This window comes from Sphingobium sp. MP9-4 (genome assembly GCF_005281675.1).
Lineage (GTDB): Bacteria > Pseudomonadota > Alphaproteobacteria > Sphingomonadales > Sphingomonadaceae > Sphingobium > Sphingobium yanoikuyae.
The window spans coordinates 87,439-100,328 of record NZ_LUFI01000022.1 but is presented as its reverse complement, the minus strand read 5'-3'; the positions used below and the strand labels follow the sequence as shown (position 1 = coordinate 100,328).

Genomic DNA, 12,890 nt, shown 5'->3' with positions numbered 1-12,890 from the left:
CCGCGCCCCGCGCCAGCACCCCGGCCTGCGCCGGTGCCGCCAGCCGAGCCGGCCCAGCCTGCGGCGGTCGAGTGGCAATATCGCCCTGCGACGCCGGGCAACTGGACCTATCGCGCCGATCCGGCCGGGCCGGTCGCACTGTTTGGCGAGTCGGCTTCTGCCCCGCGTTTGACGCTGCGCTGCGACCGGGCGACACGGCGGATCAGCCTGAGCCGCGCCGGCGGCGGGCAGGGGGCGATCACGGTGCGGACAAGCTATGGCGCGAGCAGCTGGCCGGCGGTGATGGCGGGGACGCAGGTGCCGCAGCTGACTGCCGTGCGCGGCGCGAGCGACGCGGTGCTGGACCAGCTCGCCTATAGCCGGGGCCGGTTCGCGATCGAGGTGCAGGGGCAGGAGACGCTGATCGTGCCGGCCTGGGCCGAAATATCGCGCGTGATCGAGGAGTGTCGGGGCTGAAAATCAGCGGTCCCGCCGTTTCGGCGCGGACGTTCAAGTATGATTCCAAAAAAGAATATTACAAGTCTTGATCCTGCAATCCGTCTGATTCACAGTCCGTCTCGTGGCCGATCGAGGGGTAGCTCAAAGCCGGTCACGCGGGCTTAATTAGCGAAAGGAGGTGATCCGATGTCTCATGGTTCAGCAATGGGGTCGGTCAAGTCCATTCGGGAAACGCGCCGCTGACGACGCCGGAGCGTCGGTACAAACCCTTCATGGTGTAGAGACCAAGAGCGCCGACATACAGGCCGTCTCCGCCAGGGGCTTTAGCGCGAACTTGTCTTCCTTCTGGGCGGTTTCCGGCCGCTGACCATGCACATGATGGGCCGTCGGGCATTGCGTCCCGGCGGCCCCTCTCATGTCCGGGGTGCGGCGCTTTTTTTGAGACATCGCGAAAGGGCGATGTCTCGGTACGGTGCCGGCCCGCGCCCCCGCCCAACCACCCGACAGGATGACGCTGGATCGGGCGGTTGGGCGGGGGAGCGGGCTGGAACCGGCTTTCTAAAACGGACCCTCAACGCCGGCGGGTTGCGAACCAGATGACGTGGCGGGGGCCCTTGCCATTGTCGCGCGCCTTGACCGCGACTTCCTCGACCGCGAAGCCCGCATTCTGCAACCGCCGGGTGAAGGCGGCGTCCGATCCCGCCGACCAGATCGCCAATATGCCGCCGGGCTTGAGCGCGCGCATCGCGCTGGAGAGGCCGGCATTGGTATAGAGCCGGTCATTGGCGTCGGCGGTCAGGCCGTCCGGGCCATTGTCGACGTCGAGCAGGATCGCGTCATAGCTGCCATGGCCGGCGGCGATCACATGGGCGACATCATCCATCACCAGCCGCACGCGCGGATCGTCCAGGCAGCCGGCGGCCAGATCGACCATCGGGCCGCGCGCCCATTCGATGATCTCGGGCACCAGTTCGGCCAGCGTGATCTGTGCCTTGGTGTCCATTTCCGCGAGCGCGGCGCGCAGGGTGAAGCCCATGCCATAGCCGCCGATCAGCATATGGAGGCCGGCGCGCTTGCCCAGTCGCTCCAGCGTCATCAGCGCCAGCGCCTTTTCCGACCCGTTCATCCGGCTGCTCATCAGCTCATTGCGGTCGAGCACGATCATGAAGTCGCCGCCGCGGCGATAGAGGCGCAGTTCCTGTCCGCCCGGAACGGCGGCGGTGCCCAGCAATTCGCGCGGTGTCATGGCAATGGTCCTCAAGCAGGGCGGGGAAAGCGGCCGCATGACAGGTCGCGCGCCGCTGCGCAATGGCGGCCCATCGGACGGTTCGCCGCCTATGGGCTGGCCAGCGGCGGCGCAGGGGTCTATCGGCACCCCCATCATGCGTTATTTTCTCGATACCGAATTCAACGGCTTTGGCGGCGCGCTGATCAGCGTGGCGCTGGTGCCCGAACATGGCGACGATGATTTCTATGCGTCGCTGCCACTGCCCGATGTGATCGAACCCTGGGTCGAGCGCCATGTCATCCCCTATCTGCGCCATGTGCCGCCGGGGCTGGACCATGAACTCAGCCGGATCGAGGCGGCCGACCATATCGCCGCCTATCTGGATGGCGATTCCGATCCGGTGATCATCGCCGACTGGCCCGAGGATCTGGCCCATTTCTGCGCGCTGCTGACCACCGGGCCGGGGCAGATGGCGGCGGTCGACTATGGGCTGCGGCTGGAACTGATCAATGCGGCGGGCTTCAGCGCGGCGGCCAACAGCCGGGTGCCGCACAATGCCCTGCATGATGCGCGGGCACTGCGCGACTTTTACGTCAATAATTGAGGCGAAAGGGGCGGTGTTGCGCACCGCCTCTGGCTCTCAGAGACTGTTTGAGAAAGTCGGTTCCGGCCCGCTCCCCCGCCCAACCGCCCGACAGGATGACACTGGATCGGGTGGTTGGGCGGGGGAGCGGGCTGGTACCGCGCTGAAAAATCGCTCTTTCGCGATTTTTCAAACAGGCTGTCAGCGCTCCGTGCCCCTCGCCTTGCCCCAGGCATGGGCCGCGGTATAGCCGAGATAGGCGGTGCCGAAGAGCGCGTAGAGCGGCTCGGGCAGGGCGTCGAGATAGGCGCGCATGCCCGCGATGATCGCACCCGCTACCTCCGGCTGCCAGCCCGAGATCAGCCCCATCGGGATCGACCAGAGCAGCAGCGCATAGATGACGTAGAGAAAGGCCGGCCGCGACCGCTGGGTCCACAGGTCGGTCGGCTCGGTGGGGAGGGGGCCGGGGAGCAGGGGAATATCGTCGGTCTTCAACATGATCGCGTCTCCCTTCAGCCGATGCGGTTGGCGAGCCAGCCATAGAGAAAGGCCTCGTTGGCCGGGCGGCTTTCGGCCAGCGCCAGATAGCGTTCGCCCTGCAAGGCCTCGATCGCCTTGATCAGCACGGCGTCGCCGGCTGTGCCGCGCAGGGTGCGGAAGGCGCGCAGCGCGGCAAGCGTGCGGGCGCCGATCGCGCCATCGGCCTTCAGGTCGGGATAGTCGCGCTGGTTGCGGTTGAGCGCGTTCAGCGCTCGCTGGAGAAAGGTGCTGGCGACCCCCGGTCCCATGTTGACGGCGGTGTCGAACAGTTCGGCGGCGAGCGCCATGCTCTGCTGCGCGACCGCGGCATAGCCCGGCCCATCCCAATAGAGCTGGCGATAGATGGTGCGCGCGGTTGCGGGCGGCAGGCGGCGCATGTCGCCGGCAAAGCCGTTCGCCCGCGCGACGCCCAGCGTGATGCCCATATTGGTCGGCCCGCCGCGATCGGCCGGATGGTCGACATAGCCACCCTCCCGCGCGATCAGTTCGTCCAGCAATGTGTCGATGTCCATGATTGGCCCTTCCATGGTTCGTGGATGGCGAATCATTTATCCCATATGGTTATCTGTAGGACAGGGTGGAATGGCATGGGCGCGTCTGTCGAAGTTCAGTGTAAACGGGCTTCTGGGGTCGTTCGCGCCTGAACCGCGTCGGCAACGCCTCTGCTGCGCGTCGGTCATGCACTGGAACGCGCCCCGTCCAACAGGGGCTGGGCCATCGTGCCGCGTTAACGCCGCGCGCGGCACGCGCCCCGGACGCGACACCCACGCGCCTTGCTTGCACGCGGCACGCACCGGTCGACTGGCGCGGGCGCATTCACTCGCACCACCAAGTGTAGAGCAGGGAGAGAGAGCGTAGGAAAGGGGATGTCGGGGCGGGGCCAGCATGGCGCAGCCCGGATAGCGCTCGGTCCGCTTCCGGGCGGAAGGCTGCCTGGCGCGAAGCGAGCAGGAGCGCTCATTCCTTCTCCCGTTGGCGGGAGAAGGATACGAAGCCTTGCCGGCAAAGCCGGTTAGGCGAAGTTGGATGAGGGCGGCTTGTTTCAGAAGACCCTCACCCTCCCACGCCTTCGGCGCGGGCCCCTCCCTCTCCCGTGAACGGGAGAGGGTAGGCTGACAGTCCGCCCCCCCTCTCCAACATGACCAAGATTTCATGATTGCGCGGATTGATCCGGCGCGGTGCGGGGTCTAGCGGCCATCCTGTTCCAGCCGGAATATTCCGCCCATCCTTTCGAGGAAATCATGTCCGACAACGACCATAGTCGAAAGACCGCGCGTTCGGGCATGGGGGCGAACTGACAGGTTCGGATCACCCGCCCGCCCCGAAGGCGCGGTCGCACGAGGTGATCCATGAATGCAGCCATCCGTTTTCTCGTCGGCTCCCTGCGCCGCGGACCCCAGGCCCCTGATCTCAACCGCCTGTTCGATGACGGCCAGACCTATGGCGAGCGGCTGGCCGACCGCGTCGCGGCGATCGGCGGTTCCTGGCGCTTCATCATCGGTTTCAGCCTGTTCCTGGTCGCCTGGGCGCTGCTGAACACGCTGGTGCTGGCGCGCCATGCCTTCGATCCCTTTCCCTTCATCTTCCTCAACCTGATGCTGTCGATGCTGGCCGCGTTGCAGGCGCCGATCATCATGATGAGCCAGAACCGCCAGGCGGCCAAGGACCGGCTGGAGGCGCGGCTCGACTATGAGACCAACCTGCGATCGGAAGCGCAGATTGCCAGCCTGCACGACAAGATCGACCTGCTGCTGGCGATGGCGGGCGAGAGGGGGGATATGGCAGGGGCGGCCGACTGATCTTCCGGCATTTCCGGGTCTTGTTTGACATTGTGGGTCATGGTCCCGCAATGTGGCTGCATGTCCAATGGGGCGACATGGGGAGGGTCAGGTCGTGCAGAACAGGCTTATCATCGATCGGCGAACATGGCTGGCGGGGCTTGTGGGGCTGGCCGGCCAGGCATCACTGACCGGGCCGGCTCACGCCCTGACCGCGCGGGTCCGCAGCCGGGTGATCATCGACAATGATTTTTCCGGCGATCCCGATGGCCTGTTCCAACTGGCGCATCATCTGTTGTCGCCTTCGGTGCAGATCCCGCTGGTCATCGGATCGCATATTCATCCCAGGGATTTCCTCGACGGGTCGGACCGGCAAGCCGACAATGCCGTGCAATGCGTCAGCGCCATTATGGATTGCATGCGGCTGCCGCATCGGCCGCCGGTGCTGGCGGGGCGCAATGCCGCGCCGGCGCCCGGCATGCCGCCATCGGCCACCCCGGCGGTGGCCGCGATCATCGCCGAAGCGCAACGGACTGATAGCAAATTGCCCCTCTTCTATGTTGCGGGGGCTGGCCTGACCGACCTGGCCGAAGCGGTGCGCCTGCGACCGGAGATCGCGCGGCGGATCATCCTGATCTGGATCGGCGGGCCGGAACATGGGGATGTCGATCCCACCGTCCATGTCCGGGCAAGCAAGGAATATAATCTGACCATCGATCTGGCCGCCGCGCAGGCATTGTTCAACGATTCGGCAGTCGAGATCTGGCAGGTGCCGCGCAACGTCTATCGCACGCTGATGATCAGTCATGCCGAACTCGACCGGGAACTGGCAGGGGCGGGGCGGCTGGGCCGTTATCTGCTGGATCAGTTGGAGCGGGCAATCAGGCGGATCGATGCGCCGCTCGGCGAAACCTATATATTGGGGGACAGTCCGCTGGTCACACTGACCGCGCTGCAATCCTCCTTCGATCCCGATGCGGCGTCGAGCGATTATCTGATCCGGCCGACGCCGCGGATCAACGATCAGGCGGGCTATGTCGCACATCCGGCCGGGCGGCCGATGCGCGTCTTCACCCGGATCGATAGCCGGCTGACCTTTGCGGACATGTTTGCCAAGATCCGGGCCGGCAGCGTCTGACACGCAGGGGCAGGCCCTCCGCCGAAGCGGCGAAAATCATGGATTATGGCGATGTTCGGAGAATTTTGGTCGGGACGAGAGGATTCGAACCTCCGACCCCCACACCCCCAGTGTGATGCGCTACCAGGCTGCGCTACGTCCCGACCGGAGGGCGCCCAATAGAGGGATGAATTGGAAGTTGCAAGGGATTCGATGCAGGCTTTTTGCGGAGCGTGCAAATGAACGGCTTTCCCGTCCCTTGCCCGATGCTTTCAAAGCCCGTCATTCCGGGCGCGAAAAGCCAAGCTTGTTGCCTTGCCCCGGCCATCTGTGTTAGCCGCCCGCGCTTGATCCCATGCCCGCGCCCTGCGGGTTGGGGAGACCGAAAAACAAGGCGAAAGTCCCACCATGTTCATTACTCCAGCCTTTGCCCAGACCGCGGGCGGGCAAGCCTCCGGCGCCGGTATCCTGGTGCAGATGGCACCGCTGGTCCTCATCTTCGTCGTCTTCTACTTCCTGCTGATCCGTCCGCAGCAGAAGAAGATGAAGGAGCATAAGGGCAAGATCGACGCCGTGAAGAAGGGCGATCAGGTCGTGACCGGCGGTGGCCTGGTCGGCAAGGTCGCGCGCGTCGACGACATCTATGTCGATATCGAGCTGGCGCCGAACATGAAGGTCAAGGCGGTCAAGTCGACCCTGGCCGACGTGATCGACCCGACCACCGCCAAGCCCGCGAACGACTGATCCAACCATGCTGAACTTCTCGCGCTGGGCCATCGCCGGCATCCTGTTGCCGCTGATCATCGGCATCTTCTGCGCCGTCCCGAGCTTCCTGCCCGATTCGACGGTGGCGAAGCTGCCCCCCTTCATGCAGACGCGGGTCAATCTGGGCCTCGACCTTGCCGGCGGCAGCCATCTGCTGCTGGAAGCGTCGACCCAGGATGTGGCCAAGCAGCGGCTCGCCAATATGGAGGAGCAGGTCCGCACGGAACTGCGCCGGGGCGAGACGAAGATCGCGATCGGCGATATCTCCAGCCGTGACGGGAAGCTCAGCTTCATGGTCCGCAACCCGAGCGAAGTGGATGCCGCCGTCGAGCGCATCCGCCCGCTGACCCAGGGGGCGGGCCTGACCGGCCAGCGCGACTTCAATGTCGAGGTGGTCAACAGCTCCACCATCGTCATCACGCCGACCCAGGCGGGAATCGACAATGCGGTCAAGAGCGCGATGCAGGTCGCGACCGAAGTCATCCGCAAGCGCATCGACGAAATGGGCACGCGCGAGCCGACCATCCAGCAGCAGGGCGCCAACCGCATCGTCGTGCAGGTGCCGGGCCTGCAGGATCCCAAGGCGCTGAAGGCTTTGCTGGGCCAGACCGCGAAGCTGGAATTCAAGCTGGTCGACATGAGCGCCAATCCGAGCGAGGTGGCCCAGGGCCGCGCGCCGGTGGGCAGCGAAGTCCTGCCCTATCCGACCAATCCGGCCGGGCCGCCGGTGATCGCCGTCCACCGCCAGGTGATGGTGTCGGGCGAGGAGCTGACCGACGCGCAGCAGACCTATGACCAGCAGACCAACGAACCCAATGTCACCATCCGCTTCAACGGATCGGGCGGCAACAAGTTCGCCAAGGTGACGTCGCAGAATGTCAACCGCCCCTTCGCCATCATCCTGGATGGCAAGGTGCTGTCGGCGCCGAACATCAATGAGCCGATCCTGGGCGGGTCGGCGACGATTTCGGGCAGCTTCACCGTCGAGGGCGCCAACCAGCTGGCGATCGCGCTGCGGTCGGGCAAGCTGCCGGTCAACTTCGTCGTGGTCGAGGAACGCACTGTCGGTCCGGGCCTGGGCGCCGATTCGATCCGCGCCGGCCTGGTCGCGTCGATCGTCGCGGTCGTTGCCGTCGCCGCCTTCATGTTCGTGAGCTATGGCCGGTTCGGCATGTATGCGAACCTGGCCGTGGCGATCAACGTGCTGGTGATCCTGGGCGTGATGGGCATATTGGGCGCGACGCTGACCCTGCCGGGCATTGCCGGCTTCGTGCTGACCATCGGCACCGCGGTCGACGCGAACGTGCTGATCTATGAGCGTATTCGCGAAGAGCGGCGACGCGGGCGCGGGGTCGTGCAGGCGATCGAGTTCGGCTACAAGGAAGCCAGCCGCACCATCTTCGAAGCGAACGTGACCCATGCGATCGCCGGTGGCATCATGCTCGCGCTGGGCTCCGGCCCGGTCAAGGGCTTCGCCATCGTGCTGCTGATCGGCATCGCGACCAGCGTGTTCACCGCCGTGACCTTCACGCGCGTTCTCGTCTCGGGCTGGGTGCGTCGCACTCGTCCCACGGACATCCACATTTAAGAGGGGCGGGAGGAACAACCCATGAAACTTCTCAAGCTCGTCCCCGACAACACCAATATCGGCTTCGTCAAGCTGCGCCACTGGGCCTTTGGCCTGACGCTGCTGCTGACCGTGCTGGCGGTCGGCGCGACCTTCTACAAGGGCCTGAACCTGGGCGTCGACTTTGTCGGCGGCCTGATGATCGAGGCGAAGTTCCCGCAGGCGGTCGAGACCGACAAGGTCCGCGACACGATCGCGGGGCTGCGCGTGGGCGAAAGCTCGCTGCAGCAGTTCGGCGATCCCAAGACGGTGCAGATCCGCCTGCCGCTGCCCGAACAGGGCGGCGCCGGCGCGGCCAATGCGGTGGTCGAAAAGACCCGCAAGGCGATGGAGGCACAGTTCCCCGGCGTCACCTTCTCGCGCTATGACACGGTGTCGGGCAAGGTGTCGGGCGAACTGATCCAGAATGGCGTGCTGGCGGTTGTGCTGGCGATCATCGGCATCGCGATCTTCTCCTGGTTCCGCTACGAATGGCAGTTCGGCGTGTCGACCTTCGTCGCGATCGTCCACGACGTGCTGATGACGCTGGGCTTCTTCGCGATCACCCAGCTGGAGTTCGACCTCAACATCATCGCCGCCGTGCTGACCATCGTGGGCTATTCGATCAACGACAAGATGGTGATCGACGACCGTATCCGCGAGAATATGCGCAAATATCGCAAGATGGACATGAAGTCGCTGATCGACCTGTCGGTCAACGAGACGCTGCCGCGCACGGTCATGACCTCGGTCACCATCCTGCTGGCGCTGGGCGCGCTGCTGCTGCTGGGCGGCCATGTGCTGCGCGGCTTCACCGCGGCCATGATGCTGGGCATCATCGTCGGCACCTATTCGTCGGTCTATGTCTCCTCCTCGCTGCTGATCACGCTGGGCCTGAGCCCGCAGACGGCCGAGAAGAAGGCGAAGAAGGGCGGCATCGCCGCCCAGGCCGAGCGCATGGGCCCGCGCGACGGAGCCCAGCCCTGAGCGACCGTCACACCGGAATCGAACTGCGCCGCGACGATAGCGGCCAGGGTCCGATCGTCACCGGCTTTCAGGGCCGGGGCTTCCGGGTGAAGGACGATGTCTTCCCGGACGGGCTGTTGCTCAGCCCCGTCCGGGCACTGGCCTGGATGCAGGCGCCGGCGGTGTCGGCGATGAGCGTCGCGGCGCTGGGCGATTTGTTCGACCATCTGGAACTGGAGCCTGAATTCCTGCTGCTGGGCACCGGCAGCGGGTTGCAACAGCCGCCCCGCGCCTTCGTGCGGGAACTGGAAGCCCGCGGCATCGGCGTCGAGGCGATGGACAGCCGCGCCGCTGCCCGCGCCTGGGGCGTGCTGCGTGCCGAGGAACGCTGGATCGTGGGTGCGCTGCTGCCGCTCTGATCAGCCGGGCTGAAGTCGGGGATAGCGCGCCAGCCATTGCTTGGCGCGCACCCGTTCATCGAAGATCGTCCGCCTGGCGCCGAGAAAGGCCGGGCCGGGCACCAGCCGCAAGCCGAACAGATCATCCAGGCCGAAGGGGGCGTTGACCTCCAGCCGGTCGTCGGGCGTCAGACGGACGCCGATGGCGGTCGCCGTCTCGGTCCAGTGGCGCATCGCGTCGGCAGCATCGGCATAGGGGGCGTCCCGATTGCGCAGGTGCATCCGCGCCTGATTCTTGACCGACCAGTCGACGTCCGGGCGCAGCGTGGCCAGTTGCCGCTCGATCTGCCGGTCGAGCGCAGGATCGGTCCGGATGGGATCGAACCAGATGATGTCGATATCGCCGACGGGGATCGACGGGGCGTGGCCGTGGAGATGGTCCCAGACCGCATCGCGCACGAAGCCGGCGGCGACCCAGCCATCGGGCAGGTCAAGCGCGCGGAGCAGATGCAGGATGGCCATGCGCCAGGGATCGGCGTTCAGCAGATCGCGCAAACGGGCTTCCATGCGGATTACGACTTCATCGACCAGGCGGTCAGTTCCTCCAGGTCGAGGTCGCGTTCCAGTTCCTGCAGCACATGTTCGTCAATGTCGCCGGCGCGGTGCAGGCGCAGCAGTTCGGCGCGGCCGGCGGCGATTGCCTCCAGCACCAGATCGAAATGGGCGTGGAGCCGGTCGGCGAACTGTTCTTCCTGCCCGGCATAGTTTTTCGAGAGGACCGCGCGGCGCTGATAGCGTTCGAGCAGTTGCGGGTGGATGAGTTCGCCTGCCGCATCATAGGCGAGCTGTTCGACGCGCACGGCCTGGACCCTGGCGATGGCGGCTTCGGCATCGCTCATGCTGAGGCGGGGGCGATCATGAATCGGGTCGGAGAGGCCCGCCCAGCGGATCAGCAGGCCGAGCGTGGTGCCCTGGATCAGGACGGTGCCCAGGATCACGCCAAAGGCGGCGACCAGCAGGAAGTCGCGCCCCGGAAAGCCCTCCGGCACGGAGAGTGCGACCGCCAGCGTCACCACGCCGCGCATGCCGGCCCAGCCGAGCACGGTGGCGCCGCGCGGGCCGATCGGGCTGTAGCGGCGCAGGCCCATCGCGCGCAGCAGCAGGATGATGGCGTCCGAGCCGAACACCCAGACGAAGCGGGCGGCGGTGAGGGCGAGCAGGATGAGCAGCACCGGCACCGCCATATTGTCGAGCACGACGGCGAAGCCGCCGACCCGGTCGACCACGCCGCGCAGCGACGAGCCGATCAGCATGAACACGGTCGCTTCCATGAGGAAGATCATCACCGCCCAGAAGGCGGTGCCGCGCATCCGCACCGAGGCGGACCAGACGATATGCTGATACCAGCCGCAGATGAGGCCGGCTGCGACGGTGGCGATGACGCCGGAAACATGGAAGGCTTCGCCCAGCAGATAGGCCGACCAGGGCACCAGCATGGAAGAGGCGATCATCAGATAATCGTCACCCAGCCGCCGGACCAGCAGCACCCAGATGGCGCCGATCGCGCCGCCGACCACCAGCCCGCCGACGGCGAGCAGGATGAAGCTTTCGAGGCCGGCCACGGCACTGAAACTGCCGGTTGCGACGGCGGCGATGGCGAAGCGGAAGAGGACCAGGCCGCTGGCGTCGTTGAACAGGCTTTCGCCCTCCAGCAGGACCGACAGGCGGCGGGGGAGATGCACGCGTTGCAGCACGGCGCGCGCGGCAATGGCGTCGGGCGGCGAGACGATCGCGCCCAGCGCGGCGCAGGCGGCCCAGGGCAGGGACGGCATCAGGGCATGGGCGACGGCGGCGACCACGAGCGTGGTGAAGATCACCGCGCCGATCGCCAGTGACATGATGCCGATCAGGTGGCGGCGCAGATGGCCCAGCGCAATGAACCAGGCGCCGTCCATCAACAGCGGCGGCAGGAAGATGACCAGGACCAGTTCGGGGTCAAGCGAGATGACCGGCAGGCCGGGCACGAAGGCGAGCAAGGTGCCGCCGGTCAGCAAGGCGACCGCCGGCGGCAGGCCCAGCCGATGCGCGGCATAATGAAGCGCGATGATCGCCAGCAGCATGGCCACCAGCAGTTCGAACAATTCCACCGGATGCATCGGCCTGGCCCCTGTCTGTCGATCGCCCTACCCTAATAGGGTCGCCGATCCTGTCCAGCGGTCCGCCCGATCATCGCACCGGACAGGCGGCGAGGGCGGTGGCGATGGCATCATAAAAGGGTTTGGGCCGCAGCGCATCGTCGAAGGGGTTGCCGCGCATGGGCAGGCCATCCGGGCGGCGGCTCTTGGTCGGATAGCTGTCGCGATTGAGATTGGAATAGCGATCGCTGAGGCCCCAGCAGATGACCTGGGAGACATTGCGATGGCTGAGCGTGATGTCGAGATAGCCCTTCACGAAGGCGGCAATTTCGGCATCGCGTCTGGCCGGCTCCTGGTCGCTCAGATGGCGGTCGGCGCAATCCAGTTCGGTGATCAGCACCGTCATGCCCATGGCGTCCAGTTCGGCAAGGAAGCGATTCCAGGCCCGTTCGTCGCGGCCGCGGCCCAGCGTATTGCCCAGATGGCTCTGGATGCCGATGGCATTGACCGGCACGCCGCGCTTGAGCGCCTGTTCCAGCACGCGCAGCACGGCGTCGCGATGATCGGGATTCTGCTCCCAGCTCATATTGCCATTATAGACGCGCTGCGCATGGGGGGCATATTGCGCCATCAGCTGAAAGGCGAGGTCGAAGAAGCCCAGGCCAAGGATGCGGGTGTAGATCGAGTTCTTCAATTGTCCGCTCTGGACGACGAATGCCTCGTTCACGCAGTCCCATGATTCGATCTGGGGGAAGGTGGTCGCAATATAGCGGGCATGATCGTTCATCAGGGCGATGAGCGGGGCGCCACCCTTCTGTGCCAGCGCCGCCTCATTGGCGATCAGCCAGCCGGGCACCCGATCATCCTGGTTCCAGACGAACGTATGGCCCCGCGGCGACATGCGGTGGCGGCTGGCGAAGCGCAGGACGCGCAGCGCCTTTGCCGGGTTGCGCTGTCCCTCCTTGGCTTCGAGATATTTCCATTTGAAATTATTCTCGGCGGTCAGCACCGAACATTCCCGGACGATCAACTGGGCAAAGGCCGGATCGTCCAGATGGGTGGGCGATACGGCGGTGCCAAAGCGCAGGCCCCGGCTGCGGGCGATGGCGTCGAGTCCGGAAGGCGGCGCGACGGCCAGGCCGGGCGCGCAGGACAGGGCCGGGATGGCGCCCGCCGTCAGCGACAGCATGTGCCGGCGGGACAGGGGCGGGCCATGGTCTTTCATGCTGCATTTGTCCGAGCGGAGAGGCGCAGAGGCAATCGGTAATTGGCCGGAGGGGGCTGCCCGCAAAAAAAAAAGGGCCGCCCCATGCGGGACGGCCCAATGCTTCTGTTG

Annotated in this window: 14 protein-coding genes and 1 tRNA gene; 8 read left to right on the top strand and 7 right to left on the bottom strand. The window is 65.8% G+C overall.

Going from position 1 to position 12,890, the window contains the following annotated elements:
- The coding region (locus tag A0U87_RS05800) for a hypothetical protein (RefSeq protein WP_137405285.1) at positions 1–456 on the top strand (456 nt) is incomplete at its 5' end.
- Between the two features lie 553 nt (positions 457–1,009).
- Here A0U87_RS05800 and A0U87_RS05790 read toward each other — a convergent pair.
- Positions 1,010–1,684 (bottom strand): MnmC family methyltransferase, encoded by a 675-nt coding sequence (locus A0U87_RS05790; protein ID WP_010339522.1) that lies wholly within the window; start codon positions 1,682–1,684, stop codon positions 1,010–1,012.
- 136 nt (positions 1,685–1,820) lie between these two features.
- Here A0U87_RS05790 and A0U87_RS05785 point away from each other — a divergent pair, with 136 nt between their 5' ends.
- Positions 1,821–2,270 (top strand): hypothetical protein, encoded by a 450-nt coding sequence (locus A0U87_RS05785; protein ID WP_026108855.1) that lies wholly within the window; start codon positions 1,821–1,823, stop codon positions 2,268–2,270.
- Between the two features lie 180 nt (positions 2,271–2,450).
- Here A0U87_RS05785 and A0U87_RS05780 read toward each other — a convergent pair whose 3' ends face one another.
- A complete protein-coding gene (locus A0U87_RS05780) occupies positions 2,451–2,747 on the bottom strand; it encodes a 3TM-type holin (RefSeq protein WP_004208747.1) in 297 nt (98 codons plus the stop codon).
- A gap of 14 nt (positions 2,748–2,761) precedes the next feature.
- A complete protein-coding gene (locus A0U87_RS05775; RefSeq protein ID WP_029547986.1) occupies positions 2,762–3,301 on the bottom strand; it encodes a glycosyl hydrolase 108 family protein in 540 nt (179 codons plus the stop codon).
- A gap of 837 nt (positions 3,302–4,138) precedes the next feature.
- Between A0U87_RS05775 and A0U87_RS05770 the strand changes: the two genes are divergently transcribed.
- Together A0U87_RS05770 and A0U87_RS05765 are read left to right on the top strand one after the other, a co-directional pair.
- On the top strand, positions 4,139–4,588 hold the full coding sequence (locus A0U87_RS05770; protein WP_010338412.1) for a DUF1003 domain-containing protein: 450 nt from the start codon (positions 4,139–4,141) through the stop codon (positions 4,586–4,588).
- 94 nt (positions 4,589–4,682) lie between these two features.
- A complete protein-coding gene (locus tag A0U87_RS05765; RefSeq protein WP_137405284.1) occupies positions 4,683–5,705 on the top strand; it encodes a nucleoside hydrolase in 1,023 nt (340 codons plus the stop codon).
- Between the two features lie 66 nt (positions 5,706–5,771).
- Here A0U87_RS05765 and A0U87_RS05760 read toward each other — a convergent pair.
- Positions 5,772–5,848, bottom strand: a tRNA-Pro gene (locus A0U87_RS05760).
- A gap of 244 nt (positions 5,849–6,092) precedes the next feature.
- On the opposite strand from A0U87_RS05760, the gene yajC reads away from it, so the two are divergent.
- Genes yajC through A0U87_RS05740 form a run of 4 tightly spaced genes read left to right on the top strand, consistent with a single transcriptional unit; the run spans position 6,093 to position 9,440 of the window.
- Positions 6,093–6,428: a preprotein translocase subunit YajC gene (yajC, locus tag A0U87_RS05755; protein WP_004208743.1), complete on the top strand. Its 336-nt coding sequence runs from the start codon at positions 6,093–6,095 to the stop codon at positions 6,426–6,428.
- Positions 6,429–6,435: 7 nt separating this feature from the next.
- On the top strand, positions 6,436–8,037 hold the full coding sequence (gene secD, locus A0U87_RS05750) for a protein translocase subunit SecD (RefSeq protein ID WP_010338410.1): 1,602 nt from the start codon (positions 6,436–6,438) through the stop codon (positions 8,035–8,037).
- Between the two features lie 21 nt (positions 8,038–8,058).
- The gene (gene secF / locus A0U87_RS05745; RefSeq protein WP_010338409.1) at positions 8,059–9,042 is read left to right on the top strand and encodes a protein translocase subunit SecF; all 984 of its coding nucleotides are present in this window, start codon (positions 8,059–8,061) and stop codon (positions 9,040–9,042) included.
- On the top strand, positions 9,039–9,440 hold the full coding sequence (locus A0U87_RS05740; RefSeq protein ID WP_313041677.1) for an MTH938/NDUFAF3 family protein: 402 nt from the start codon (positions 9,039–9,041) through the stop codon (positions 9,438–9,440). Before secF ends, A0U87_RS05740 begins: the two co-directional genes overlap by 4 nt.
- Here A0U87_RS05740 and A0U87_RS05735 read toward each other — a convergent pair whose 3' ends face one another.
- The 3 genes from A0U87_RS05735 to A0U87_RS05725 all read right to left on the bottom strand — a co-directional run bounded on the left by A0U87_RS05735 (position 9,441) and on the right by A0U87_RS05725 (position 12,779).
- The gene (locus A0U87_RS05735; RefSeq protein WP_010338406.1) at positions 9,441–9,986 is read right to left on the bottom strand and encodes a nucleotidyltransferase family protein; all 546 of its coding nucleotides are present in this window, start codon (positions 9,984–9,986) and stop codon (positions 9,441–9,443) included. It lies immediately after the preceding gene.
- Positions 9,987–9,991: 5 nt separating this feature from the next.
- Positions 9,992–11,575 (bottom strand): Na+/H+ antiporter, encoded by a 1,584-nt coding sequence (locus tag A0U87_RS05730; RefSeq protein WP_122928368.1) that lies wholly within the window; start codon positions 11,573–11,575, stop codon positions 9,992–9,994.
- Positions 11,576–11,645: 70 nt separating this feature from the next.
- On the bottom strand, positions 11,646–12,779 hold the full coding sequence (locus A0U87_RS05725) for an endo-1,4-beta-xylanase (protein ID WP_010337282.1): 1,134 nt from the start codon (positions 12,777–12,779) through the stop codon (positions 11,646–11,648).
- Positions 12,780–12,890 lie beyond the last annotated feature (111 nt).

Bases quoted from the DNA above. Each gene is read 5' to 3' on its own strand.
- A0U87_RS05790 (WP_010339522.1), bottom strand. From the start codon at position 1,684: ATGACACCGCGCGAATTGCTGGGCACCGCCGCCGTTCCGGGCGGACAG.
- A0U87_RS05785 (WP_026108855.1), top strand. From the start codon at position 1,821: ATGCGTTATTTTCTCGATACCGAATTCAACGGCTTTGGCGGCGCGCTG.
- A0U87_RS05780 (WP_004208747.1), bottom strand. From the start codon at position 2,747: ATGTTGAAGACCGACGATATTCCCCTGCTCCCCGGCCCCCTCCCCACC.
- A0U87_RS05775 (WP_029547986.1), bottom strand. From the start codon at position 3,301: ATGGACATCGACACATTGCTGGACGAACTGATCGCGCGGGAGGGTGGC.
- A0U87_RS05770 (WP_010338412.1), top strand. From the start codon at position 4,139: ATGAATGCAGCCATCCGTTTTCTCGTCGGCTCCCTGCGCCGCGGACCC.
- yajC (WP_004208743.1), top strand. From the start codon at position 6,093: ATGTTCATTACTCCAGCCTTTGCCCAGACCGCGGGCGGGCAAGCCTCC.
- secD (WP_010338410.1), top strand. From the start codon at position 6,436: ATGCTGAACTTCTCGCGCTGGGCCATCGCCGGCATCCTGTTGCCGCTG.
- secF (WP_010338409.1), top strand. From the start codon at position 8,059: ATGAAACTTCTCAAGCTCGTCCCCGACAACACCAATATCGGCTTCGTC.
- A0U87_RS05735 (WP_010338406.1), bottom strand. From the start codon at position 9,986: ATGGAAGCCCGTTTGCGCGATCTGCTGAACGCCGATCCCTGGCGCATG.
- A0U87_RS05730 (WP_122928368.1), bottom strand. From the start codon at position 11,575: ATGCATCCGGTGGAATTGTTCGAACTGCTGGTGGCCATGCTGCTGGCG.
- A0U87_RS05725 (WP_010337282.1), bottom strand. From the start codon at position 12,779: ATGAAAGACCATGGCCCGCCCCTGTCCCGCCGGCACATGCTGTCGCTG.